This window comes from Bacillus sp. IS1, assembly GCF_032461585.1.
GTDB classification, from domain to species: Bacteria; Bacillota; Bacilli; order Bacillales; family Bacillaceae; genus Bacillus; species Bacillus velezensis.
The window spans coordinates 59,676-86,038 of the sequence record NZ_JAWCWR010000003.1; the positions used below are offsets into that span (position 1 = coordinate 59,676).

Sequence of the window (26,363 nt, forward strand, 5' to 3'; positions counted from 1 at the left end):
ATTAAAAAAAGAGCCGGCGTTTTAGCCGACTCACGAGTTATTGAAATTTAACCCCTTGTTTTTGAGGCCATTTGTAAATTGTTTGTACATTAAATCAACAGCCTTCTGAGGATTCCCAGTTTCTTTAATGGTTACTGTAAAGTTAAAGTCGTTGTTTACTGTAGAAGTCTCTGTTTTGTTGCTAACAAGAGAATCTGGAACATTAGTTTTAACGTTTGCACTTAAACTTGGTATTCCAAACTTACCACCAACAAACGAAACATCACTAAGGAAATCTTTATACTTACTTAAATCGGGCTTTGCAGAAGGGGCACCATTTAAATCTTTTTCCGACAATTCACGTACAGTGTCTACTGCTTTAAGCATGTTTTTGGTGTCTGACTCATTTAAGATGAGTTCTCCACTATCCACTACTGCGAGAGCACCCGCCGCTGGTAGCTTACCTACATGCCCTCCAGTTTTAAACCTGGCAACCTTTTGACCAGTGGTATTGCCTTTGACAACGGTATTTAAGGCATTAGAAGCTTCTTTAAGCTTATCAATGAGGTTATTAGAAATACTCTTACCGATGGACTCCATATTGCTGTTAATGAACTTAGAGAATTCATTAAGCTGCTTAGAGATGTCAGTGATTTTCCCGTTCATGAGTTTGTCTTCAATTTTCTTGAATTCTCTCTCATCATTTGTCAGGTTATCATATTTGTCATTTATGGCATCCTGATCTTTTTCAAGTTGGTCTTGAAGTGCTTCCTTACGTTTCGTATTGCTACGATCTTTAAGAAACTCATCTAATGCTTCTTGCTGTTCTTGAAGCTGCTTTTCTAAGTCTTTAACCTGTGATTTAGCTTCATCTGAGTCATCAAGTGATAATTTACTGATCTTTTCTTTGGTTTCCTGAATAGCCTGATTCTTTTCTTTGAGCTCTTTTTGGTATTTAGCTTCATCATCAGTTTTATCAATCTCATCAATCAAGTCTTGCGTAGCTTTTTGGTGCGCTTTTAATTCAATATCACGCATCTTTTCGTACATCTCTTTATAGATGGAGACAACTTCATCAGCAAGAGATTTATAGATGTCCTTGATCGACTTTTTGGTGTTATAAAGCTCCAGATTAAAATCTTTCTGTTTATCCTTCCAGTTTTCGATCTCAGTTGTAATTTGCTCTTGTATTTCTGGAAATCCTTTAGCTGCCTTTTTTTGTTCCTCTAATTGCTTGATGTATTTTTTGGCCTCAGCCTGTTGTTGCTGTACTAATTTGACTTGCTGACTATAATATTTGACCTTATCCTTGTCTTTTTCAGTCATTGATATTTTATTGTCAACGTCTTTGATCTTGGATTCAGTCTTGTTTGATGATTTTTGAATTGACTTTAAAGTTTCATCTACTTTAGATTGAACTATTTGCCCTTGCAATTCCCTTACTTGCTCTTGAAAGTTGATAAGGTCTATTTTAGCTTGCTTCAGCTCTTCTTTAAGTTGAGCTTTTTGGGCAGAATTCAAATTCTTATTAGCTGAAATTTCTTTTTGTATCCATGAAACCTTTTGACTCTGAATCTTTTGCTGTTCAGCCATTGCTTTTTTCTGTTCTGCAGTATACTTTCTAAACTGTTTACTGTCTGACAGATAATGACTTGCTAAGGCTTGGTTCTTGGCAATTGCCAAATCATAGTCACCAATACGCTTATCAAACTCATCAAGCTTTGACTGTACAATTTCGTATTGAAGCTCTTCTATTTGTTCTCCAACAGAACTGATATCACCTTGGAGGGAGAGAAGATCGGATTTGGCTTGTGCTATTGCTTGTTGTCGTTCTGCTTCAGCTTGAGATGCATCCGAAATAGACGTGCCGACACCTTTTAAATACTTCTCAGGGTCAATCGTCTTTCCGTTTTCCTCAATTTGCAGGTGAAGGTGATTTCCTGTTGAATTACCCGTACTGCCAACTTTACCAATGGTCTGGCCAGCTTTAACAGTTTGACCGGCTTTAACAGAAGGGGTATCAAGCATATGCATATACTTAGCAACTTTTCCATCATCCTGTTGAATGACAACCCAGTTACCGGCAGTTTTACTATAGCCAGCAATTTGAACTTTTCCACTCTGAACGGATTTAATTGCGGTTCCAGCTTTTGCTGCGAAGTCGATACCTTTATGTGGAGTTGATCGGTAAGCGCCATCTTTCGCATTATATTTAGAACTTATTTTAAACGCACTGTTCTTCGTGTAGTAGCTTGCAATGGAGGAATTAGCAGAAGTCATTGACTTAGTGTAATTTGACATGATCTTCTGAACATAATTCTGCGTTTCCTTGAAAGGAGGGATGCCACCATATTTGATTACATTCCCAGGCCCTGCGTTATAAGCAGCAAGTGCTTTCTCAACATTGCCACCAAATTTGCTTAGTTGTTGGGCTAAATATTTCGTGCCACCCATGATGCTCTGATAAGGATCATAAACATTGTTCACACCTAAGCTTTTAGCAGTGGAAGGCATCAACTGCATCAAACCAGCAGCCCCGGCTCCAGAACGAGCCCTTGCATTGAATCCTGATTCTTGTTGGATTACAGCTGCAATTAGAGCTGGATCAACACCGTATTTGCTTGCGGCAGAATTAATGTAACTGGAGTATTTACCGGAGTAAGACCCGCCACCCGAAGAATAAGAACCACCAGAAGATGAACCAGAGGAAAGGGAAGAGGTAACTATACCGTATTGTGCAATGTTCCCTGACTTAATTTGATCCTTGAGGAGTTTGGCTTGCTCCTGCATAAGCTTTTTCTTTTGTTGGAGTTCTTTGATTTCTTTCTTTAGGTTATTTCTGTATTTTTGAGACCATTTTGCATAGTCGTTTAACTTCTTGTTTTGTTCGTCAATTACAGATGATACCTTTTCTAAAGCCTCTTTATACTTATCAGTTACATAAGTAGATGTTTTGGTTTCTTCATTAGCTTTCTCTTGCTCGTCTGTCCATTTTTCAAGGGAAGTGCCTGATTCTATTAACGCTTGTTTATTTGTTTCCTGGGTAGATGCAGCTTCTTCTGATGCTGAGATATAGGCCTGGATAGCTGATCTTACACTATCCATCTGGGATCTTTCACTATCCGAGTACCCACCAGGTTGTAACATTTGTTTTTCGATCTTATGTAATTCTTTCTTCGCATCAGCTACATTATTAATTGATTTAACTTCAAGCTGAGACAATTCAGCTTCAGATATATCGAGCTTACGCTCTCTGCGAAGCTTTCTAAGGCTGTCAATCCTTAACGTATCAGCGTTTAAGGTCTTAATAGCGTTGTTAACCTCGGTTTTCATTAGGTGATTGCTATACCGAACCATGTCATCATACGCATCAAGTTTAACTTTTCTCTGACGAATTACTTCATCTCGGTTAACCTTTATAACACCATTTTCATAACTTATTGCTTTGGCTAATTCTTTATCTTTTTGGATTAGAGCATTAGCTTCATTGGCAGAAATGCTCTTTCCTTCAGCCATCTTTTCTAAAAGTTCATTTAAAGGGGCAACTTGTTCTTTGGTGTTATTAAAAACATCTCCGTTAAGGACATCTTGAACAGAGCCAAATTTTATTCCTTCTGAGAGTTCTTTAATAAGATCCTTAATCTGACTGACATCATTTGCATCAAGCGCTTTTTTTAGCTTTTGACTAAAATCTTCAGCTTCATTACCTGCCTCAGCAAGAGTTTCTCCTAAATCACCAACTTCAGATTTAACAGATGAAACGGCTTTGTCTCCATCTTTAATGTTCTTTTGTGCCTTATCAAAACTCAACTTAAAGACATCAATTGATGAACCAGAGTCAGCATAGGTCTCTAAAAGAGTTTGTAGGTCTTTTTTTGCGTTATCAAATGCTTTTTCATCGTTTGAGTTCAATGCTGTTTGCATTTTCTCTTGGAGTTTACCCAATGCAGAAGAGAATTTTTCAAGATCCTCTGGATCCAAGTCATCTTTTAGAGTGAGCTTATCAACAATGTCAGTGAGACTTGCCTTTAACGTATTACTAATATCAATTTTACTGTAAGCTTCAGCAATGGATAGTACGCTGTCCCTAACTTTTGCATTACCACTAGAGATATCCTTTTGTACCCGATTTATATTCAGCTGTGCTTTATCAGCTTCCAACTTATAATCATTTTCATCTGAAAAAGGACTTTCAAAGAAAGACCAGAAATTCTTGCCTTTTGAATATTCCTTGGCCATCTTCTCATACTGCTTCAGTTCTTCCTTAGACTTTTCGATTCCTTTTGAAGCGTCTTCGAACGTCTTTTTAGCACCGTCTTTTGCCTCTGTCTTTTTGAGCTCAAGATATTCTTTGGTATTCTTAATAGCCTCTTCTAAAGCCTTATTACTCTTTAGAATTGCATTACCTTGAGAATCATAGCCTTTAATTAAAGCCGGAAACGATTGTGCTAATTGTTGTGTAACCTGAAGGTATTCCTGTTCTTCATCAGAAGTAAGGGTTCTGGAATCTTTAGCTTTTTGAAGCTCCTTATACTGTTTGATCAGTTTATCTGTGGAGTCTTTGTTGGTTGTAATAGCTTCAATGTTGGTTTGCTGATTTTGTTCAAAGTCTTCTTTTGCTTTCTTTGCATCAGCGAATGCTGTAATTATTTTTTCTAAAGCAAAACCAATACCAGCGAAGGCAACGCCTACTACTGTAGATGCCAACATACCTCTCCAGGCAACAGTAAATGACCTTGTAGCAATTGTAGCTCTTGTCATTCCCGCTTCTATCCCAATTGTTGCTCTTTGGGCTTCAGTTAAAGAATTCGCCCCAAAAATCATTGCTGTTTGAAGCAAACGCATATTCTTATTAAAGCCAACTACAGCAAAGTTTGCTGTCATAAAAGCAATTGGAAGGAATCCGACACCCTTTACAGCTGAAGTGACAGCTTTCAGAAGATCCCCAACTACAGATACAGCATTAATTAAACCATCACTAATAAATGCATCTCCTGATGCTACAGCTAATTCAGTGAACTTATTTTGAAGTTTATTTAATCTTGCCTGTAAGCTGTCTGCATATTTCTGTTGTTCACTCCAAGCGCTACCTGTGGAATTAGCCGCAGTGGTGGCTGCATTCTGAGCAATGGAGAAGTTGTTCATCATTGCATTAAATCGAGATAATTGATGGATGTTTGCAACACCAATAGAGGTGTTTTGTTTTTGGGCATCAGTTAACGTATCCCATTTGGCTGCTACCTCATTAATCAGCTCACTTGCTGACTTAGCTTCTCCACCCGCAGTCTTTACAGAAATTCCGATCTGATCTAAAGCTTTAATTGAGCTTTCATTATTTCCGATACGTGCAAATATCGTCTTTAATGAGTTACCGACCACATTCCCAGATTCACGAGTGGTACTTGCGATGGCCGTGGTGTATCCGATTAGATCATTCAATTCAACACCAAAAGTTGAAGCTGTTGAACCAGCTTTTCTAATACTGTTAGCTAGATCCATTGTAGTTACAGCATAGTTGTTATCGACTTCATTAAGCTTATCCGCAATTGAAATAGAATCATTCGCAGCAATATTGAAGTTTAACATTGCGGCAGTTAAAGTGTTAACTGTGTCGTCAGGGGTGAGATCGGAGACGTTCTGAAGGACTTGTGCAGTTTTTGTTAGAGTGGACAGTTCACTTTCATCAAAACCCATACGTCCAAAATCGCCAGTCATTTGGAGAATATCGGTGATTTTGTTTGATAGGGAATCCCCTAATTCAATAGACGTTTGTAGAAGCTCATTAAACTTGTAGTCTGGTTCATCCATTACACGACGAATGTTTGTCATGAGCGTATCAATTTCAACAACCTGAGAAACTATTGATTTAAGAGCAGTAACCCCACCAAATAAAGCAGAACCGGCTAGCATGTAAGCAGGCATTCCAGTAAAAGCTTGCTTTAATTTCTCACCAAAACTAGATACTTGTCTTGAAGATGAGCTTGCATTAGATTGAATCTCTCTAAACTGCATACTAAGACTTTGCATCTGTCTAGTAATATTTGGTGTCTTTACATTGAGCTGATTCACAGAATTAATATAGTTTTGCAATGCTCTGGAGTTCTCAGGACTGATAGATGTTCCATACCTATCCGTCAAAGATTTAACATTTAATTTAGCTTGTCTTTGATACAGGCTTAATTGATGTTCTAACTCTTTAGTTCTAGCTTTTAATGCTGCAGAGTCATCCAAGCGTTTCATTCTGTTAGCGATCTGATCTATTTGAGAGGTTGTTCTTGCGGCGTTAATTGAACTGGATAGTCTATTGAGGACTGTTGAGGATAGTTGGCCTTTTTGTCTAAGCTGCTCTAATTTTTGGTTTAGTTTATCTATTGCCTTTTGTTGCTGGTCAAAGTTTTCTGTGGTTTTAACAGCTAAAGTTGCCCCGTGCCTATCTGTGCTATGGGTGACATCTTTAAACTCATCTCTATATTTAGTCACTGTTCCGGTGACACGACCAGTTGCATCTTGTTTCGTTACTTTCTTTTGAGCTTGGCCAAGACGCTCCATTTGTTGCACGAGCTTACTTGCTGCTTTTGATTCCCGTTCCAAACTCTTTGTTGAGTTGTCTATGATTGTCCGAGTTTTCTCATGGATTTCACCACTCCGCTTATACTGCTGTGTAAGCCTAGTGATAGAACCATCTGCATTTTTAGTCTCAGTAATATTTTCTTTGACTGTCTGATTAAGGTGTTTTAATGCCTCTTCACTTTGCTTAAAAGCACTTGAAAACCTTTCAAGAGTTCTAAGAACTTTGTCATCAAAGCTTACTTTGAGATTCAATGGATTGATTTTATTTTGAAGTGTGGATATATCTTTATTTAATTGCTGAACTGTCTTAGTTGATGTGTCAGCCACAGGAGTTAATACAATTTTTAAATTTTGAGACACTTGTTCTTTCACTTCCTTAGTAATTTTTCTACAAATAAAAAAAAGAAGTGCCTCAAAATTTAAAGCACTTCGTTTGTTTACTTAGTGGGCTTGTGTGCGCCTATATAGTTAACGAACACCTCATAATGTCTTCCCCAGTCTCTGGGTGGGTAAAGAACCTCGTATTCTTTTCCTTTATGAACGACTTTAACGCCTTTCTCTAGCTTTTCATTAGGCGGGCAGAAGATCATATTGGTTATGTCAGTTATTCTTCCTACCGCAGTTGGAGAACTAATTGATTCAACATAAGGCTGAAAAGAACATTTGTATGGAACTAGAGTTTCTTGATCCTCATATATATCTGTTCCCCAATCAGTCTTTTTACCTGTCTTCACCCTTTTAACCTGAATTAAAAAATATAGATCATTGAACTTCAATGTGAGTCACCCTCCAGCAGTAATGTAAGGGGTTTTAAAGCTATCCAATTCAAGCTTAATATCATCAGGGAGTTTGTCGTAATAGCTTTCTGAAATACCCCCTCTTGTTTCCGCTTTTGTAGCCTCAACACCCTTTAATCTATACTTAAATACAGCTATATCCTCAATGACACCTAGCAAATTATCTGGAATTTCATTTTCATTAATCTCACAGTAATTAATTACAAAACGCCGAGCTTTCTTTAAATAAAGTTCCAAAAGAGCATCTTCAGAGTCATCAGCAATATCTAAAAACAACTTCAAATTAGCCAATTGATCCATTCTATTCACCTGATTTCTCAGTTTTCTTCTGCTTTTTTACTGTTTTTTTCTTTTCCTTATAGCCTTGTTCCTTATAAATTAATTTAAAGGCCTTTTCTGTCAATTTCACTTCATTACCATTTGGATCAATGTAATCCTTCATATTAAGCACCTCATATTTTATTTAGATTTTTTATGATAAAAAAAGAGAGAGGATAACCTCTCTCCGATTAATCTTGTTTATCAACCTTAGGAGTGATTGCTGCAAAAGCATCTTCCTTAATAGGTAAGAAACCAAGTCTCATAGTTGCCTTAATTGCAATCATATCGTTTTCTGCAAGTGAAAGAGGTTTACCATCGCCCATTACATGACCTTGTAGTGTAGCTTCCTTCAGGATTTCATATTTCAATCCTTCTCGAATACCAACCAATGAGTAATCAAAGTTACCTAAGATTAGATCAGCCTTTGTTTTGTCAAATCCACCATTTGAAGAAAATTCAACAGGGAATCCGTACAATTCATTTTGTGATACACCAGAAACATAAATTTGATTTCCGTTTGTGTCTCTTAGAGTACGTAGAGTATTTTTAATACCTCGATGCCCTGCAAATCCAGTTACATCTAATCCTGCATCTTCAACAAGAGCCATAGCATTTGAAACGTCAATATCAAATGTGCCGCCGGTTCCGTTTGCAATAAGATTTCCAGAAGCCTCAGCAGAGCCAAACAAGCTTTTCTTGAACGGAGAGTTGATACCAAAAAGACCCGCTCCATCAATAGTAGTGTAAAATGCTTTTTCAATTTCTGTTCGCAGTTCTGAGAAAACGTTGATAGTGGTGTCATTTAATTTCTCTTTAGTTACTGGAATGATTACACCGATCTTTTTAGCTTCAAGTTCAGGATGGATATATCTCACTTCGGACGTATTAATCCGTTCAGATTCACCTACCCAGTATGCTCCAGGCCCATCAACCAAAACAGGAATTTTCTTTTTATCGGATTCCATAGGCTGAACCTTAGATAATTTGAGTAATGTCGAACCCTTGGTAATGCCTTTGATGATTTCTTTTTGAATTTGTGTAGGTACAAAACCTTCTAATTGATCTTTTAAAAATGCCATTTATAATTTCCACCTTTATTCTTTATTTTATTATTTCTAATAGTTTTATAGTCTTGATTGATTCTCATAAATAGCTGCCATAAAGTCTGAAGAGGATCCAGCTTTGTTGTTATTTACAGAAGCAGGAGGAGTATAGCTGCTATTCTTCAATCGGTCTTCAACCTGTTCTTGAATATACGGCTTCATAGACTCTTCAAATTTTGTTAAGTTTCCTAGAGTTACCTCTTCATTATCAGAAACAAGCAAATCAATTAAGTCTGCAGGAATCTTTTTATCTGATGCTGTTTTTAGTGCAATGGATTTCATTTTCTCAATTCTTGCATTGCGTTCAAATTCTTCATTTTTGAGTTCAAGTTCCCGAATTCTTTTTTGTTCAGGAGTTTCATCTGGATACCGCTTCTTAATTTCCTCTTCAAGCTTCTGAGGAAATGTGCTTTCCATCCATGAGTTTAAACTTGTGGAGAAGAATCTATCTTTTTGCGACTGCATCCACTTTTTAGCATCTTCATCTGTTTCAACGAACTGTTTAACACCATCAAGTGTTACAGGCTGCAACCCTTGAAGATATTGTTTTACCTCGTCATTATCTTGTTGTTCTTCAAAAAACTTTTTAACATCTTCTAAATTCATTTCAAATCACTCCATTCGCCCTTTCTAGTGTCAGTGACCCTAAAAAGTGCATATTTTTACATAAGAAAAAGGCTCTATTTATAGAGAGCCTGTAGTATTACTTATCTCTAATGATTTAAGTTTTCTTTGGTGCTCAATCTCTTGTTCTCTTGCATATTCTTGTTCCTGTCTTCTCTTCTGCATCTCTACAGCAGGATTTTCAACATATGGTATTTGGGCTAGTATCGTTTCCCATGAACATACTTCAGATAACTTGCTTAATGAATCAGCTAAAGCAGTAATATCAGAAGGGATGTTCATTGTTAATTTAAGCTTAACCTTGCGATGATCGTATTCCTCGCCTTTTTGGATCTTGATAAACTTAAAGAAGTTCTTTAACCTCTTCTTAATTGCTGTTTCCAGCATCGCTTGTTTAAGGGAACATTTATTTTCCAAGGAGATTAATCTTGATCTGAGGGCTGCAGAAGATAAATTAGATTGAAGCTTTTCATTTGTGTCTACATGACTGGCCAGCTTGTACATTTTCTCTTCAAGCTCTTTCAGCAAATTTTGTACAAATTTATCATCAATCTTCTTAATAAGATAATCAACACTTGCTTGTGTAGGCACTTGAAGAATACCCGTTTTCTTAAACTTCGCTGCGTCTTCATCAGTGATTTTTGCTCCGGTTATTTTCAAGAAAGCCTGTCTGAAATCAGATACCTCATTCACCAAATCAGATAAAGTGTTATTATAGGCATCATTTTCTGATTTGATATCATCTAACATACTTGTTCTTTCGTGATTTGCGGAGGTCACTTCAATTGGAGGTGTATCGAAGATATGTGTACGCTGCCCCACATAAATTAGATTATCGCTTCCATCAACATCAAAGTGTAAGATTGAATTACTTATGTAAACATCTACTTTTTCGTTATCAGAAAACAAATCATTTTTGTATATATGCAATGCTAAAATAACGTCTTTCTCAACATCGCCTTCTTCGATTACAAAGCAGTTCATTGGCGTTAATACAGCACACTTAAATTCATTGTCTCTGGTTGTGTATTGGATTTCATATGCTTCACCAAATTTAGTTGCTTCTAGCATAAGTTTTTGATCGTGAATTTTAGACCAATGAGAGAAGTTATAATCAATCACATCAATCAATTGATTATTTCCATCTAAACTAATATAGGTCACTGGATTCCCTAAAGCATACGCAATTTCGTCATGAATAAATTTTTTAAAGAAATTCACGACTACTTTCATATTACTTCTACTCTCATTCATAGCGTAGTTCCTCATTATGCTATGATGTCCATTGTAGTATTCTTCGTATGTTTTATAAGTCTCCTGGTTTTCTCTTAGCTTTCTAAGACACTTCATTAACAAAGTTTCTAATTCAGGAGTTATTTGAATTTGTCCATTTCTTTTTCGCTTTAAAACTGTATCAACAATGTTTCTCAATTACTCACCTCCTTTAAAATAATGCTGACCTATCTAAAAAGCTAATGTATTGCACTTCTTGTAGCTCATCAATAAGCCTGTCAAACTCAGCTGTAATATCAGGAGCATCATCAAAGCGTGTAAACTTTTCACCTTCATAAGCCATTATCTGATCAGTAAACTCTTTATCCTCTTGAGGAAATACAATAAAACCACTGTCTACCTTTCCACCAATGGCTCTAATCTTAGCTTCTTTGTTTTTCGTTTGATGTTCATTAATGATTTGAATATCTCTTGCTGTTAGTGTACGATCTTTATTAATTTCTCTTTGAATATCACGTACATCTGCACCACTAAACACGTTCTTTTCAATCCATAAATGCGTGATATCTGGGTATTCTTTCAATAAGGAAATAACCTTTGCAATATAGTCATCGTATTCAAGCCTCTCAATACACGCTTTCCTAACCCATCTAAAGTTATTAGGAGTCTTAGAACCGACAATAAAAGCAGAATAATCGTGACTATCCTGTACCTCAACGGCTGGATCACAACAAAGTATTGTTTTTATGAAATTGTCTTTTTCCTTTTCAATTTCTTTTCTAGGTAATGTCTTGATATCATGGAAAGCTTTCTGCCCTAGCTTAGAAGCATCATTCATCATTTCTTGTTTAAATGCTGAAGGATTAGGATAATACTTTCCAACGGCAAGATCGTAGCAATCATACTTATCTTCCCAAAGAACTGGGAATTTCATTTCTTCTTCATGCTCTAAGTAGAACTTTTTAGCATCCTCTTCTGCATTGGGATTGGTTGCGTCATATCGAATTTTCTTCAATTCAGCCCATTTGCCACTATTGAATAATTCATCAATATCGTCAACAAGGACGGCTTTCTTCACGATCCGTTTATACTGGCTATCTTTTAATATTCTTGAGATAAGACAGTCCCTATGTAGAATTGTACCGAGCATAATAAACTTTGTTGCCATCTTGACCTTCTTGCCATCCCTGTAAACAGGATCATCTCCAGCATATTCAGCATCTTGTGTCCATGTATTGTATTTCTTATCTCTTGCTTCTTGAGTAATAACATCAGCTGATGATTGATAGTCATCGCCAATAATGCATGTAGGGCGCACTCCATTGTGTTTTAATCCACGAATAGATGTCCCAGAACTTATAGCTTGGATTTTGCAACCGTTTGAGAAATACATTTTCAACTTAATTGAACGTGTGAGCATATGTCCAAATGTATTGATTATGTAGGGGTTCTCAACAAATGCCTTTCGAGTATCATTGATAAATTCAACCGCATCATCCTCTTTCTTCCCAGCTACAAGCGTAAAGTAGGATATACCGTATGCTGCTAAATATGTTGATAAGGCAAAGTTAACAGTTGTTGTCTTAGAGCTACCACGAGGCATACAAAGGGAAAGCTTATCGAATTCATCTTTAATGAACATATCATCAAGCGTATTCCATATTTCAAAATGGAAATCACCAAGTTTACGAGCTGTATTAGTGGGTTTTGCTTGGAAAGTATCCTGTAGGTAATATAGACAAAAGAATTCAAAACTACGAGCCCCAAGTGAATGAGCTACTCCATTTTTACCGAAGAGATTCTTCCCCTTCATCATTCTGTTTGTCCTCATTACTGCTTCATCATGAGTTGAACCATTTTTCAAGTAATCTCTATAAAGATACTCTCTAAGCAAATTCCTGTTTTCTCTTGTGTTGATTAAATCGGATATCCGAATCACCTCCGAGTTTTAAAATTATAATAAAAATTGTGTGGGTTGCTATCGGATGAGAGGGTGTTCAATCATTTAGAATGCCCCCTATTATTGATAACTAGCATCCTTTCTGGTGCGTTTCAAACACATTTAGCCCTATAGGTATCAGATTATGCATCAATGCTTATTTAGCCTGTAAATGCCTTTTAGAGAGGATTCTATCGGGTGGTTTTATACTCACAAAATGACTTACTAATACCATAACCATAGTTTGTAAAGGCATACGTTTATAAACGCTGTCTATCTCAACAACATCACGTTTAAAAAGGTGTTATTTTATTTTAATAAACGTTTATAATATATAATAGACCTTTTTAAACGAAAGTGGTATAATAAAGGTACAATAAATGAGAGGATGACAAGTGATGACTTCTAAAATGTTTGGTTACATAAGAGTAAGTTCAAAGGATCAAAACGAAAGCAGGCAGATCACCAATATGCTTAAAGAAGGCATTGCTGAACGTGATCTATTCATTGATAAACAAAGTGGTAAAGACTTCGAAAGACCTGCATATAAAACACTTAAGCAAGTTGTAAGAACAGGTGATACTGTTGTGTTTGATTCAATCACTCGTATGGGTCGTAACATGAAAGAGACTCAAAAAGAATACGATTGGTTCATTGATAATGGCATTAAGCTTAAATTCATTAAAGAACCAATGATCAACTCAACTGAAGATCAAGACGATATTCTTAAAGAAGCTATACAGAAGATTGTATTGACTATCCTTACAGCCTTTGCAGAGAAGGAAAGGGAGGACATAAGAGAGAGACAAGCAGAAGGGATCAAAGATGCCAAAGAAAAAGGAAAGCACTTAGGACGACCTAAAAAGGGGTTTGACACATTAACAAAAGAGCAACGATCCACCCTTGAATCAGGCTACTCTAAATGGAAAAGCAAAGAGATTACAGGTGTTCAATTCGCTAAAGACTTACAGCTTACTAAGAATACTTTCTATAAAGTGATAAAAGAATATGAAGCACAGCTGACCCTAGCCAATTAATAAAAGCTAAGGGTCTTTTTATTCGTCTTCAGATAGCTTTGAAGCCGTCCACTCTTCTTCTTCCTTTTCCAATACATCTTTTGATACATTGTCATTGTTTCGATCATCTTTGATATTTAGAATATTCTCTGGATTTCCCTCAGTGTATGCAAGTAATAGCTGTGTAGCCTTCACCCTTGCATTATCATTTGTGGATGATTCGCTAATCTTTTTTAGATTTTCAAAGAAGGCTTTTGTATCTCGACTTACTTCACGTCTAACTGAAAGTTTTTTGTAATGTAAAAGTCTGTCGTACTCCTGCGAGTATTCTTCTTCCTTTTCCCAGTTGTACAGAGTCGGTCTGGTCACTCCTACTTCCTTAGCAATCTCAGTCCTATTCAGCTTTCCTTCCACTAATAATTCAATTGCTTTTAACTTTCTTTCATCAAGCATAATATATTTTACACCTACTTTATTTTTTACATTTTTCTCATGATAAGAACGCTTTAAGATCGCATTTACATTTGGCATATACAACCCCAGATTCAATTTCGTGTAATCCTTCAGGTTCCCCACAGCTTTTACAGCAAGCCAATTCATTTTCTACAAAGGCGTTCTTGTATACTTCTAATGCTTTGTCTTTAAAATACCTTTCAAATGTAGCCAGTTTAGTCTCATCATCCTTAAAACTGATCTTTTCTGAATCAATCAGCTTATTTTGCCTAATGACATCGACGGTTTCTCTGGATTCCGGATGAAGCAAGTGAAGTGCAATTTTAACGCCATAATACACTTTTTCACCTTCATCTGAATTCCCCAAGTACACATTGTAATCACAAACCTCCAGATACATGTCCACATCTAAAGTTGTTTTAATTCGACCTATTTTTTTAGCTGTACTCATTTTTAAATTCCTCCGTTGTATGTTGTTTTATTTACTTGTCCCGCTTCATAACACAAATAAAAAAGCACCCGTTGCTGCGGATGCCTTTACCTTTTCCTTTTATAACTTTCAATATCTTCTCTTAAAAACAAACGGTCACGACTTGTTGTTTTAATGGGTACTAATGTTTCACGATCGACCAACTGTTTTAAGTTTTGACGACTACAGCCGATTATCTCAATCGCTTCAGACGTAGTTAAAATTTCTTTTGCTATAAAATCCTTCAAGTCATCAATGCTGTCAAAAACAATCTTAGTCATTTCGATGATTCCTCCACCTAAGAATAATGTTTATTATTGTGAGTATCAACCATATTAACGCTAATACCATTGTTAGTATATCTAAGGTGCTGAGATGAGCATAATCAAAATTCGAAAACAGCATAATGAACAGAATAAAAAAGAATATTGTTGTGACATCAACCAATTTTTTCATGTGTTTTGAGTATGGAATGAAAAGTGTTATAATAATAAGAGAAGGGGAATAAATCCCCTCTAGCTTATGAGCGACGTTTCTTCTTGGCGGGAGAGCGTCGTTTTTTGTTTTTGCTTGCCTTCAAGTCCTTGATGTTCTTGATCATGGTTGTTATTCCTGCTAGGATTGCAACCACCCAAGCCAAGTCCCGAAGGATAAGCTCTAACTTTTCCATACTCATTTCCCCTCCTTTCTTAACTTAATTATAACACTTACGTTTACTATCGTCAATCTATTTATTTTATTTTTATCCTTATTTTTCACTTTTTTCTAGCATAAAAGGAGGGTACTAATATATCCTGCATGTTGTTTTCTGTCCTTGTTTAGACATTTATAGTCGTTCGCGAATCGACTTTGTTTAAATTGAATGGTTATTTTTTATTTTTCTTCTAGTTCAGCTACTGTATTAATAATCATCTGTTCAAACTCTTCAGACTTAGCAGATCCTAATTTTTCAAAATTGGATCGAAGTCTATTAGCTATGATGTTTATTTTTTCAAGTGATTCTATAGGAAACTTATTAAAGATTGGATAAAGGAGATCAGTGTTCATTAACTCGTAATAAAACTCAAACTGTTTCTTAGTATCATCAGGAATATCCAAGTCACTGAACTCCTTCACGACATTAAAACTTAACCAATCATTCATGCTGATCTTACTCAAATCAATACCTTGCTCTTCAGCTTCTAATAGGGCTTTCACAAAATTCTCAAACATCTTTTGTAACTTGAACATACCAAACTGAGGATAGATGTATACATGATACTCATCATTGATCTGAACCTTTTGTTTCTTATCAACACTTTTTGATAGTGTCTTTACACCTGATACGCTTAATTTTTTCGATGCCATTTCATTTCCTCCTAATCAGCTAACATGCCTTCTGCATGAAGAATGTAATCGGGGTGAATTTTGTTTTTCACAGCCTGTCCTTCAACAAATTGTAAAAAGTCTGATTTCTGCCCTTTTTCAATTAGATAATCTTTGAATAAGTTACCTACAGTAATTAATTCATCCTCAATACAATCGCGTTTTTCTTTCCACTCTTCTTCACTTTTCTTCAGTTTCTCATTTTCAATAATCATTTTTTTTATTTCGTTTAAATTAATCATTTAATTTCTCCTTTGCTTTCATTGTTTTCGTATGGCTTTCCTACAATTCCTTCATACTGTTCGGGCGTAATCCAGTCTATTTCAACATACGTCCTTATGTCGGCGTCCGTATAACACTTCCAGTCATAGAACTGCTTAATATCTGCAAATTCGGGGTATGAAGCCATTTACTTACCTTCCTTCAAGTCAGTAATATCTTTTTGTAGTTGTGCGATTAATAGAGCTGTATCAGCTTCTCGTTGTCTTCGTTGAGCATTTTCCTTTTCAGCAGCAGCCACTTGAAACGATAATTTAGCATTCTGCATTTTCAAAAGATCAACCGGTGAAGATACCCGCCCATTTTCAATTTGTTTTTCTAGTTCCTCTTTTTCTTCTTGCGTTGCGGCCTCTGTCCATGACTTATCTGAGGGATGATACATTGCCTTTATGAAAGACGGAGGCTGGACGGTTGTACAATTCTTAGGGATTGTATAGTCTCCTTCTTCATCCGGTTCAATAATAACGGGTTTGGTTAGAATGAAATTTTCATCATACTCATAAACCTGAATCACGCTGTGTCTCCTTTTTGAAAACCCACGACTACATCAATATAGTAACCGCCCAATTTACTTGAATCAGCGGGGTCTGGGTATTTTATTTTCAAATCACCATTATCGTAAATTATCAGATTGGCTGTTCCACCCGTACCACTCAATGATACTGTTGCTACAGTACCGCCTGCTGGAACCATTGAAGATGGAATTGAACCAAATATGATCTCTGGATCAGTTCTAACATGACCTCTTAAAACTAACAGCGCTCCCCATTTTGCGTAAATGGGCGTTCGTGTGCCTACTGTAGCTCCATTCTTTAGCATGATGTTGGCATATGTAATAGCACCGTTCCACGTCTTCCGTTCATCTACCGAGATGTGCCGCTCTGGGTTTTCATTATGATCTTTGAACTGCTGGGTCATATCATTCCAATAAGCTTGGTCTTCAGCCGTAACATGAACATTAGTGTCATTCAGGTGATTATCAAAATCACTTTTAGCGGCTTGCTGAACGTTATCAACTTTATCAAGTCCCAGCTGTGCAGCAGTTACCTTGTGAGGATTTGAGGTATCTGAGGTGTGTTTGTCAAAATCCGCTTTCTTTGCTTGCACGTCGTTAGTGACGGCCGATAACCCTATTTGTGCTTTTGTTACACCATGTGGGTTGTCTTTATCTTCTAAATGAGCATCAAAAGCAACTTTTGCGGCTTGCTCTTCATTGATTACATTTGATAATCCGACTTGCTCTTTTGTGACATGATGGGGATTCTCAGTGTTCAGAGTGTGCATTTTTAAATCGAAATTCTGCTTCTCCATGAAATCATCAACTTTTTCAGATAAACGCTTTTCATGAGCAGACATATGAGCTTCAGTTCTGTAAAATTGATCTTTAAGATTATTGATTTGTATATTGTTTTGTTTAAGCTGACCTATAAATTGTGAATTAGACATTGATTATTTCTCCTAAATAAAGAAGACCTTATTAAAGGTCTTCCGTCCAAATATCGTCCCAAATGTCTTTCCAGGCTGGAGAATTATCAGAAGCTGCTGAAAGTGATTCATATGGATGCTCTTCGTCAAAATCCTCTTCAAAGAGCTTTTCAAAATCACTCAGGCTTATGTAATAATTGTCCTCCTCTGAAAGCAGTAAATATGCATCTTCAATACCATCAACCTTTTTAAACTTTCCGCATACATCATGAAAAGTCATTATTCCATCCCCCAAACAATCATTTTAAAACCAGTAATATCAACAGTTCCAGATGCCTTAACTGTCAATAGCACTTTTGGACAAACGAAGGGCAACTGTTTTTGAATTGGATAGTTTGAAACAAATGCAGCATTACTGATTAAAGTTGTGCTGTCACTTGCGGATGTTGATGAATAAAAAGGAATACTCTTCGGCACAGAATAAGCACTGACTGTAACTTTGCTATTTGCGCTGTCAGTCTGTGTTGTATACAGAGCAACGCCATAAGCTCTAAACACTCCTAAATTCTCAACAAGATCTAATGTGTACGACTTTGTTGCACCAACTGCCACAGTATCATTATCTGTTAACACAGATTCCTCGTATGACTTTTGGATCTGAGTTTTAATAGGAACTGTGTTTCTCACAAGAACTGGAATAGATGATTTGTTTGCAACATTAACATCAAGAGGCTGATCAGTTTTAAGATCAACCTCTAATGGAATAGTTGAATTTTCAATTGATACAGGCGTTATAGGGTTGCCAGTACCATCATCTTTTGCAGAGGTAAGCGTAGTTCCATCTTTATTTAAGAAAGGAATCTTCAACGCCTCCCTTATGCACTTGCGCCGCCAAGATCAACGCTTTGCTTTGGAGACTCAGTAGGTTTCTCACCTTTTGATCCGTCTGCTTTACGTTTAACCCGAATGAAACGCCCAAGAGAATTATCAACTGCTAGCGCTGTAAATTTGATTTCAGGTGTAATTGCGTTGCCGGCTTCAAAGTTTAGCTCTGCTTCACCAGAAGGAGAGATTTTATCGAACTGAATATAAAGATCACTATGGATTGTTTCAGTTTCTGGATCGTACTCTAAAGTGTGATATTCCATCTCATAAGCTTCAGAGAATGTATCAGCCTTAATTTCAACAATTTCGCCTTCGGCATCAATTTTATATCGTGCTTTAACTTTCGCACCCTCTTTTGCAAAAGTTGTAGGGAGTTGACCTTCTGTGGATTCAGTTTCCATAAGATAAGACTCTCCTTCGCTATTCTCGAAAGAAACTGCATCAACTGGAGTCTTGCTAAGAGTTACTTTTCCATCTGACTCAACAGTAAGCGTCTCATCCTCCCATACTTGCACCGTCCCATTTTCAACCTTGACTCCTTGTTGCATGGCCAACCAATCCAAGCTGAAGAAAGCATTTTTGATTGTTCCTGTAATATTCTTGTCGGACTTAATTTGATAAAGGTTTTGGTTTCCCCATCCGCCTTTCAAATAGTCTTCCTGGATACTTTGAGACAGGCTAGTTGTTTGTGCTTCAGCAGTTGCAATAACTTTCCCGTCAGATTTTCTTTTCATAACAACGTTACATACATCATGAATTACTGTCTTTTTACTCATTTATTAAAATTCCACCTTGTTTTTTAATTTGAGAATAATTTCTCTAAGTTTCTTGCTTCTTTCTTAGTTATGTAATTTTTCTCTTCTTCAAATAAATCTATATGTTGACTCCAAGAACCAATGTTTTTGGCAGCTTCCGGACTTACAGTAGAGAGTACAATCGCAGCAGAGCTATTTAAAAAAGCAGCGCCTCTGAAAAAATGAGAGTGAAGTTGGGGAAGCGTTAATTCAAGAACTTCAGCGGATGAATACCCAGTAAATTGAACAACACAACTAACAATATCGGAGAAATCATAATTGTTCTCAGACTGTTTCAACGCTCTACTTTTCTTGTTGAATTTTTCAAGTTCAGAGTTTTTGCTAACCTTTTTTTCTTTTAAGCAATGCATATCAAGAATTAACTTGCGGATATCGTGAAAGTTCTTCTCGTCTACAGATTGGAACGCATCAGGGTTATTAAACACTTTCGCAAACACTCTTTGGTAAGAGGCTCTTAACTGATCCATCACATTAACTATGTCCAACAAAGTTGAAGCGTTAAAATCATTGATCAAGCTATCCAATTGACCAAATTTATTGTTTTCTTGAAATTCAGCTATTATTTCAGATTTTGATTTAACCATTTGAGAGAGATCATTTACGAACTGAGGATAATCTTTAAGTCTAATGAAGTGGCACTCTCCTATATCTGTTGAAATAGGAGTACCTAAAATAAAGAAGTCCTTTGAATATTCCATTATTGTGGAGCTCCAAAGGAAAAGATGAGTTTATAGCCGAGGTATCCATCAGGGGGATTAGCTATCAACATTCTATTGATATTAGCAACCTTACCCACACCAGCAACATTTTTATCGTAAACAATATCAATTAGCCGGTCTATGATCTTGAGACTTCTAGGATCATTGTCTTCAAAATGATCAATATGGGTGTATACGTCAATCATTACATCCTGGGAAGTAATACGCTTATTGTGTGTAGTATAGCCGTTACCAAAGTACATGCAGATCCGACATTGAGGATCATCTTCTTTTAAATCGTTAGATTTAGGAGCCCTAACAATAATTCCTTTGAGGATGTCATCAAAATCATCTCTTTGCTGCACGTCTATATTAGCGGGATTACTCAACTCTTTATAATAAGCAAGATTCATTAACTCACTGTCTCTTGAAACGAGCTTGAAAATGCCTATTAAGTCATTTGCTAATTTGCTCATATCATCACCTCCTTCCTAAATTGTTTAATTAAAATCTATAAAGAGGCTTACCATTGGCCATCTCTTTTATTTTTTCATTTGCTTTTCTTAATACTTCTGGATCAATATTTTTAACCAACTCTTGAAACTTCTCATTTGGCTCGCCCCATCTTGGCTGTTCTTTTTTATTTTCCATTACCGAGCACCTTCTCTAACATCAAAATCGCTTTACTAGCTCTATACCATCCTTCGCCTTGACAGTAGCATTCCATATCCCATGTATTCTCAAAAAACAAATCACATTTCTTACAGTAATATCCTGACTTGAGGATTTTCGTATCAGTAACCTTATTTTCTTTCATTTTTATTATTCCTCCAATTGTTTTTTCTCATTTAAACACGATTACGGGGGCACTGAGGATGCCCCGCACATAGTCATGTTAAAAGGAGAAACCCCGAACCAAAAATGGCTCGGAATAAGAACAAAAATAAAATCAAAGGAGTAAAACTAATGAAACCCCGAAACCATTTATTTAACGTCGCTGGAGTCGGCCTGTACATCTCTTCAGCACTGTTTCCGCAATGCTGTTTAATGTAGTAACGACAAAGAATTAGATCACTTTGATTACTCTGCGCTTTCCGTTTTCATACTCAGGCTTAGAGTAGACAAAGTCTTTCATTCTTTGAATAAGCTCAGGTGACATATCTGAATCATAATTCAAAAAGGAGCTGATTTTTGACTGAGCACAACCGCATTCTTTCGCAATTTCCGTTTGAGTTAACCTTCTTTTACGAATATCTAGCCATAGCTTATGTCTATCAATTTCCACTTATAGTCCTCCTTCCATCAATAAATTTTTATTTGAAATAATTATCTAAAATAAGGGGGGCTGATCATAGTGATCAGCATTCTTTGATTATTTAGGAGGAATAACCAAAAGACTATAGATGTCCAAAGTTGAATTAAACAATGTTTGGGTCGAAATTGCATAGTATGGATTTTTGTGATAAATTATAATTACGGAATCGTATAAATAATTATCTATAAATCAATACTTCTTTTTTCTTCCCTAGAAGAAGATTATAGATATCACTATACAACTGGAAAAACCCTTGTATATCAAGGGCTTATCCATCTTCATTTTTTTCCTTATAATTTAAGCGTTACATTTTTTATTTTTACGTGATTTTCGTGTTCTCAGTCTTCCTAGTTCCCTCCTCCTCTCTTCTGCACACTCTTTGCACCTTGTTCCCTTTTCGATTTCCCGCTCACAATCAACACATTTAAAAACTCTGCGAATGTTCTTTTTTAAATTCCTTACAATGTTATACCCAAAACAATTGTAGAGAGTATCCTTATGCTTAGAGCATTTAGTATTGAATAGATATTCAACCAATATATCTGTTATGTAACTGCTGTCTCTCTTAATACTCAGCAAGGTTTCTCTGATCTCTTTTGTGACATGCCATTCTGCATCTTGTCGGGATACGTCTTGCTTTTTCTGCTGTTTAGCTTTCCAATGCTTACCCCTATCAAGCAGTGTGTAAGTTCTCACGATCATTGCATCTTCAACTTTCTTTCTGCTGAAGTCTTTGAGTAATTCGTCTTTTATTTGCAGGAGAATTCCCTTTGTACCTAATTCCTTTTGCTGTTTTGAATACAACTTGTAGAGTTCATTAAATCGTGTCGATACTTCTTGATCAAGCTCAAGATTAGTATTCTTATTCTTCAGTTTTGTGTAATCAAATTTACCCGCCAGCCTCTTAAAGTTCACCCTGTTATTCGGTATTTTTTCACCCAACCGATTAACTACAGAATCATTTCTTGGTCTGACGTTCTTTCTTTTCTTGTCTTTTGCGTAAATAAAGAAGTGAGGAACTTTTCTGTTATAAGTCCCCTTCAGGAAACCATTAATTCTTTGACTAACATGATCAGGACGGGTTGGTTTGTATAAGGTCTTGGCATAATCAATCTCAAAGTTATTTTCCATGGTAAGCCATTTGATCACGTCTAAATCAACCTTATCACTATTCCACACCTTGGTTATGTTATTACTATACTCACCAATGTTTACCTCAAACGCCAGTTCCAAGCTTTTATAGATGTTCTCATTATTGATTTCTTGGTTTTCTGCTGTCTTCATTTCATAATAAAGAGGAACAATATCATCATTTTTCATATTTCTTTCTGCTATCTCAACAAAAGTGCTGTCGCTAACTAAAAGTGCTTTATCTCCGTCCACATCAAACTGCAGAAGTCTTGACAAGGCATCCTTAGTGGACGTATACACGCCTTTCGTAATGAACCAGTCTTTAAGATCATCATTTAACTTGTTGATCCTAATACCATGCTCCCTAGATAGATGAGGAGGCCTTAACACATCTAATTTTTGCTGATTATTAAAAAGCTTACAGCTAACCTCTCCGTCATTTAGTAAAACCTTCGGATCAGAATCACCACAAAACCAATAACCGCAAGCAGCATACAAATCTGGAATAATAAAAGTATAATGAGAGCCTTCTAGCAGGATTTTCCCTGCTTTTGCTTCCTTCACCAAACGCTTTTTATTCTTCTTAATAATCTCCTTTGAATGGTTATCATTAAGCAACTCAGGATAAATCAAATGTGCTTTCTGAAAGTTATTTTTATGGGCATTGCTTTCAACGGCTCCTATAACCTCAAGCATTGATTCTTTATCTTTGTAAAGAGTTTGGATCCTCTTCACTGTGTTTTCTGAAAGCTTATCTAACTCTTCATCTGTCGTGTCGGTTAGTGTCTGGATCATTTGATAATTAAGTTCACTGTTTTTAAATTCATCCTCTTCTTCATTCAACTTGGCTGCCTGACACTCATACTTCTTAAATTTGGATTTGTAATCATCCCATGAATCATAATGTTTCCAGAGCTTAAACTGACTCTTCGTTAGGATAATTTTAATACCGTCTTTAACAATATCCCATTCCTTGCCGTATATATCTTTAATTTTGGTCTTCCGGCATAATTTAGAATACTCATCAAATGGAAATGGGACTAACATTCCTTTCATAAAAGGGGCTCTAAACATGAATGCACTCTCCGAAAGCTCAGGGAGAATCATTCCACAGCCATCCGTATGATTTATTGGAATAGACTTGTACTCTCTTTTAATTTCGTATGTTTCATCGTTTATGTAATCAACCTCAGTGGACACATCCGTCTCAAAATCATTTACAACTATACAATCATCAATATTAAACCCTTTCCATAATGTACTAGCGCTATTTGATAAGGCAAGGTAAGCGATCCATTTGTTAATACTCATGCCACCCTTAGAATTAATTACCTCTTCACTAAGCCCACACATCAGAGTGTTTTTCTTCTTCAGATATGTCTTTTCTTTGATGAATACACCCTTCTTTTGTCTAATTTGTCCTGCTGATGAAGCATAGTAAACGTATTTTTCATTATTAAAATAATAACCATTCTGAACCAAGCTTCTAAAAACGTTATGGTAAAAGGATTCAACTATCATAATCTCCTCAGTGATCTGATCGTAGTCCAATCCAAGTGTTCTAATTAGCACTGAATCAAATAAAGAGATAACCCTTTGCGATCTAACCTCTCCATCTTTTGTTTTAAGCGAATCACCTCTAAGGGTTCTCGTCCCTTTAAAACTTTGCTGCTCTTCAATTAATTCATCTTTCTTTTCGTTAATCCAACAGTTAGTAATTTTTTTAAGACGGTTGATTTTCGCTTTGTTGTATTTGCAGGCCATTAGCTCATCCATATCATTTGAAAGCCTGGATTCACTTTCACCTTTTTTCTTGATATATGTAATTAGCGATTGTTCCAATTCCTTAAAGCTTCTTTCTTCCTCTAAGAGCTTACCAGTTAGATCTAAATGAATATCAGATACATTTGTATCATTCAATTTTGCCACTTTTTTAGCCAACTTCTGCAAAAACTTTTTATAAAGGCGAAGTTGAAGCAAATCCTGATTTAATTTTTCTTCTTTATCATTATAAAAAGCAGATGAATCTAAAGAGTAAACGAACACTGATTTAGTTAAATTTTCATTTTTCAATAAGTAATCCTCCAATTGATTAAAGTTAAAAATAATACAGGAAAGATAAAGTGAGGCTGGAAATTGCAAAACTTGTTTTTGCGATTTGCATATACTGTATCTACAATGTATCTAATATCTTAAATACTCTTCTATATACACTCCCCACAGTGCAGCACACTGAGGAGTTTAGCTCTGCATGTTCAGAAGCTATCTCTGCATGTTCAGGAGTTAGGTGAAAAGCCTAATATAGCGGGCTTAAAATATGGTAATGATTGTTCCATTTATCAAAGATCAGAGCATCATTTTCATCGTAATTTCCTGTATCCTCAAGCTTATGTTTTACGATTTTCAATAGCTTTGCTTTCCTCAATGCCTTATTAGCTTCAATGATTGTCGTGTTTCCTATTTTCAACCGACTTTTTAATACATCAAAACCAACATAGCAATAATCAATCCCTCTTTTGTCCTTTGGGTTAATGTGGCTCTTATAATAGAATGCCAATCGCACCCCGTTTTCATCTATTTGATCATTTTTGAAGTATGTAAAGATGGATGGATTCATTTTGCAGAATCTACCCTCATTCTTTGCTTTTGAATTAAAGAATATTGATAGATAACCTTTGGTGGGGAGCTTCTCAATTTTGTTGTCAATTAACCCGTACTTATGTAATGCATTAAATCGCTTCTTTAATGTCCTCGTGTCATTGATTTTAAGCTCATTCATCAGCTTCTTATGGTCTAATACTATTTCATCTTGGCCGCCGTTCCTAAAGTGTTTAAAACAAAGGTTGGCGTACAAATTGAATTCTTGATTCGATATGTAAAAATTCTCGTTTCGTATGATATTGGAAGGTACTTTAACAAATAAATTTGTCAATAAACATTCTCCTTTTGTGCTTATTATTCTGGTGCTTAGACTTCCTTGTGAGAGCTTTTAGCAATCACATTTCATTTAGTATCCTTTGAACAGTTTCGTCTTTCTCATAAAGCCAGAACCGCTTATTTCGAGTGCTTAATGCTTCACAGATTAGTGGCGCTCCAGCTGCTCTTAACTTTCGGTGTAGGTTTACCGAGTAGCAATAGAAATACTTCGATTGTTTCATTAAAAATCTCTCCCTTTAAATTAAATTCAAGTACTCTGACGGCTTACTGTTCTCAATAGCTGTAACAATCGGTGCTCTGTTTTTATTTGTTTCAAGTTTGCACCACAGTTGCTCCCCATTCTCCACATACCTACCGTTAAATTTCGATATATCAGCGTAAGCTTCCGGACAATATGAAGAAGATAGCTTAATTAAACCGGTGTCAAACCTCTCTGTAACCGTCATTTGATGAAAACCGTTAGATGAGAATTTATCCAGGTTCTCAAGCATTATTTTTATGTCATTTTTTAAATTTTCCGATGATTTTCTATATGTAACTTTCTTGCAAACCCCATCACGCATTATGTAAGGCAACCCAATAACCACTGAATCATATGGCTTCGGGCTAATAATTTCTGCTGTATAACCATTTGTGCTAAGTATTGCATTATGTTTTAGGCTGTAATAAACCGGCTTGTCTTCATTGATCCGCTTAAAGCCATTAGCTAATGCTGCTAAATCAATTCTTACGCTTCTTCTAGCCGACATTTAATCCTCCACTTATTTTATTTTTATCCTAAAAATATGTAATGAGAAGGAGTGAACGAATCGCTCACCCCTTCAAATGGATATGTAATGCTTACGCACCACGTCCAAAACCTGCTACATGGAATGTTTCTTCCCCTGATGCGCTGTGAATTGTAGTTTGTTGACCCGCAACGAAACCAACAGCCAATGAAGCTACGATTGTAAGACCGATAAATACTTTTTTCATATTATGTTCACCTCCTTTCAAGTAATATCGCGCG

Annotated in this window: 30 protein-coding genes; 1 reads left to right on the plus strand and 29 read right to left on the minus strand. The window is 36.2% G+C overall.

All coding sequences use genetic code 11. The annotated features are described in order from the left end of the window. Positions 1-30: 30 nt before the first annotated feature. The 8 genes from RUW00_RS13630 to RUW00_RS13665 form a co-directional block, all read right to left on the minus strand. Positions 31-6,909 (minus strand): phage tail tape measure protein, encoded by a 6,879-nt coding sequence (locus tag RUW00_RS13630; protein ID WP_315956644.1) that lies wholly within the window; start codon positions 6,907-6,909, stop codon positions 31-33. 77 nt (positions 6,910-6,986) lie between these two features. Beyond that, complete coding sequence (locus RUW00_RS13635; protein WP_071347048.1) at positions 6,987-7,325, minus strand: hypothetical protein; 339 nt, start codon at positions 7,323-7,325, stop codon at positions 6,987-6,989. 6 nt (positions 7,326-7,331) lie between these two features. Further along, positions 7,332-7,646, minus strand: coding sequence for a phage head-tail connector protein (locus RUW00_RS13640; RefSeq protein ID WP_071347049.1), 315 nt, complete (start codon positions 7,644-7,646; stop codon positions 7,332-7,334). Position 7,647: 1 nt separating this feature from the next. Next, the gene (locus RUW00_RS13645) at positions 7,648-7,788 is read right to left on the minus strand and encodes a hypothetical protein (RefSeq protein ID WP_157110140.1); all 141 of its coding nucleotides are present in this window, start codon (positions 7,786-7,788) and stop codon (positions 7,648-7,650) included. A gap of 67 nt (positions 7,789-7,855) precedes the next feature. Further along, positions 7,856-8,746 carry a phage major capsid protein gene (locus tag RUW00_RS13650; protein ID WP_173613673.1) on the minus strand — a complete coding sequence of 297 codons (891 nt, stop codon included), beginning with the start codon at positions 8,744-8,746 and terminating at the stop codon, positions 7,856-7,858. 45 nt (positions 8,747-8,791) lie between these two features. Then, positions 8,792-9,376 carry a DUF4355 domain-containing protein gene (locus tag RUW00_RS13655; RefSeq protein ID WP_053574398.1) on the minus strand — a complete coding sequence of 195 codons (585 nt, stop codon included), beginning with the start codon at positions 9,374-9,376 and terminating at the stop codon, positions 8,792-8,794. A 78-nt stretch (positions 9,377-9,454) separates the two neighbouring features. Then, positions 9,455-10,825 carry a phage portal protein gene (locus RUW00_RS13660; protein ID WP_053574399.1) on the minus strand — a complete coding sequence of 457 codons (1,371 nt, stop codon included), beginning with the start codon at positions 10,823-10,825 and terminating at the stop codon, positions 9,455-9,457. 13 nt (positions 10,826-10,838) lie between these two features. Further along, positions 10,839-12,443, minus strand: a complete 1,605-nt coding sequence (locus RUW00_RS13665; RefSeq protein ID WP_280144568.1) for a hypothetical protein — start codon at positions 12,441-12,443, stop codon at positions 10,839-10,841. Positions 12,444-12,964: 521 nt separating this feature from the next. On the opposite strand from RUW00_RS13665, the gene RUW00_RS13670 reads away from it, so the two are divergent. Further along, complete coding sequence (locus RUW00_RS13670) at positions 12,965-13,603, plus strand: recombinase family protein (protein ID WP_277539459.1); 639 nt, start codon at positions 12,965-12,967, stop codon at positions 13,601-13,603. Between the two features lie 18 nt (positions 13,604-13,621). Here RUW00_RS13670 and RUW00_RS13675 read toward each other — a convergent pair whose 3' ends face one another. The 21 genes from RUW00_RS13675 to RUW00_RS13775 all read right to left on the minus strand — a co-directional run bounded on the left by RUW00_RS13675 (position 13,622) and on the right by RUW00_RS13775 (position 26,329). After that, entirely contained in the window at positions 13,622-14,113 is a 492-nt protein-coding gene (locus tag RUW00_RS13675) for a phBC6A51 family helix-turn-helix protein (RefSeq protein WP_315956645.1), read from the minus strand. After that, positions 14,073-14,486 (minus strand): hypothetical protein, encoded by a 414-nt coding sequence (locus RUW00_RS13680; RefSeq protein WP_315956646.1) that lies wholly within the window; start codon positions 14,484-14,486, stop codon positions 14,073-14,075. Before RUW00_RS13680 ends, RUW00_RS13675 begins: the two co-directional genes overlap by 41 nt. Before the next feature lie 86 nt (positions 14,487-14,572). Next, complete coding sequence (locus RUW00_RS13685) at positions 14,573-14,785, minus strand: helix-turn-helix transcriptional regulator (RefSeq protein WP_014721012.1); 213 nt, start codon at positions 14,783-14,785, stop codon at positions 14,573-14,575. 239 nt (positions 14,786-15,024) lie between these two features. Then, entirely contained in the window at positions 15,025-15,174 is a 150-nt protein-coding gene (locus RUW00_RS13690; protein WP_017417543.1) for a hypothetical protein, read from the minus strand. A 203-nt stretch (positions 15,175-15,377) separates the two neighbouring features. After that, positions 15,378-15,851 (minus strand): hypothetical protein, encoded by a 474-nt coding sequence (locus tag RUW00_RS13695; protein ID WP_222885116.1) that lies wholly within the window; start codon positions 15,849-15,851, stop codon positions 15,378-15,380. Positions 15,852-15,862: 11 nt separating this feature from the next. After that, positions 15,863-16,111 carry a hypothetical protein gene (locus RUW00_RS13700; protein WP_222885115.1) on the minus strand — a complete coding sequence of 83 codons (249 nt, stop codon included), beginning with the start codon at positions 16,109-16,111 and terminating at the stop codon, positions 15,863-15,865. Next, complete coding sequence (locus RUW00_RS13705; protein ID WP_222885114.1) at positions 16,108-16,278, minus strand: XkdX family protein; 171 nt, start codon at positions 16,276-16,278, stop codon at positions 16,108-16,110. Before RUW00_RS13705 ends, RUW00_RS13700 begins: the two co-directional genes overlap by 4 nt. Further along, entirely contained in the window at positions 16,279-16,662 is a 384-nt protein-coding gene (locus RUW00_RS13710; protein WP_057079929.1) for a hypothetical protein, read from the minus strand. Further along, positions 16,659-17,594, minus strand: coding sequence for a hypothetical protein (locus tag RUW00_RS13715; RefSeq protein ID WP_315956649.1), 936 nt, complete (start codon positions 17,592-17,594; stop codon positions 16,659-16,661). The genes RUW00_RS13710 and RUW00_RS13715 overlap by 4 nt, the downstream gene beginning before the upstream one ends. A 31-nt stretch (positions 17,595-17,625) precedes the next feature. Further along, a complete protein-coding gene (locus tag RUW00_RS13720) occupies positions 17,626-17,853 on the minus strand; it encodes a hypothetical protein (RefSeq protein WP_014417458.1) in 228 nt (75 codons plus the stop codon). Then, a complete protein-coding gene (locus RUW00_RS13725) occupies positions 17,853-18,440 on the minus strand; it encodes a hypothetical protein (protein ID WP_014417457.1) in 588 nt (195 codons plus the stop codon). Before RUW00_RS13725 ends, RUW00_RS13720 begins: the two co-directional genes overlap by 1 nt. A gap of 8 nt (positions 18,441-18,448) precedes the next feature. Further along, on the minus strand, positions 18,449-19,234 hold the full coding sequence (locus RUW00_RS13730) for a hypothetical protein (protein WP_104679070.1): 786 nt from the start codon (positions 19,232-19,234) through the stop codon (positions 18,449-18,451). Positions 19,235-19,257: 23 nt separating this feature from the next. After that, positions 19,258-19,971 (minus strand): hypothetical protein, encoded by a 714-nt coding sequence (locus RUW00_RS13735; protein ID WP_104679069.1) that lies wholly within the window; start codon positions 19,969-19,971, stop codon positions 19,258-19,260. After that, positions 19,971-20,447: a hypothetical protein gene (locus tag RUW00_RS13740; protein ID WP_017417539.1), complete on the minus strand. Its 477-nt coding sequence runs from the start codon at positions 20,445-20,447 to the stop codon at positions 19,971-19,973. Before RUW00_RS13740 ends, RUW00_RS13735 begins: the two co-directional genes overlap by 1 nt. 28 nt (positions 20,448-20,475) lie before the next feature. Next, positions 20,476-20,622: a hypothetical protein gene (locus RUW00_RS13745; RefSeq protein ID WP_014417454.1), complete on the minus strand. Its 147-nt coding sequence runs from the start codon at positions 20,620-20,622 to the stop codon at positions 20,476-20,478. Further along, positions 20,612-20,788 carry a hypothetical protein gene (locus tag RUW00_RS13750; RefSeq protein ID WP_017417538.1) on the minus strand — a complete coding sequence of 59 codons (177 nt, stop codon included), beginning with the start codon at positions 20,786-20,788 and terminating at the stop codon, positions 20,612-20,614. The genes RUW00_RS13745 and RUW00_RS13750 overlap by 11 nt, the downstream gene beginning before the upstream one ends. Positions 20,789-21,037: 249 nt before the next feature. Continuing rightward, on the minus strand, positions 21,038-21,256 hold the full coding sequence (locus RUW00_RS13755; protein ID WP_014417453.1) for a helix-turn-helix domain-containing protein: 219 nt from the start codon (positions 21,254-21,256) through the stop codon (positions 21,038-21,040). A gap of 327 nt (positions 21,257-21,583) precedes the next feature. Continuing rightward, entirely contained in the window at positions 21,584-24,490 is a 2,907-nt protein-coding gene (locus RUW00_RS13760; RefSeq protein ID WP_315956654.1) for a hypothetical protein, read from the minus strand. A gap of 223 nt (positions 24,491-24,713) precedes the next feature. Then, on the minus strand, positions 24,714-25,349 hold the full coding sequence (locus tag RUW00_RS13765) for a hypothetical protein (RefSeq protein WP_095284239.1): 636 nt from the start codon (positions 25,347-25,349) through the stop codon (positions 24,714-24,716). A gap of 241 nt (positions 25,350-25,590) precedes the next feature. After that, positions 25,591-26,103: a hypothetical protein gene (locus RUW00_RS13770; RefSeq protein ID WP_095284241.1), complete on the minus strand. Its 513-nt coding sequence runs from the start codon at positions 26,101-26,103 to the stop codon at positions 25,591-25,593. Between the two features lie 91 nt (positions 26,104-26,194). Continuing rightward, positions 26,195-26,329, minus strand: coding sequence for a lysogeny pheromone AimP family peptide (locus RUW00_RS13775; RefSeq protein ID WP_021495004.1), 135 nt, complete (start codon positions 26,327-26,329; stop codon positions 26,195-26,197). Between the last annotated feature and the right edge of the window lie 34 nt (positions 26,330-26,363).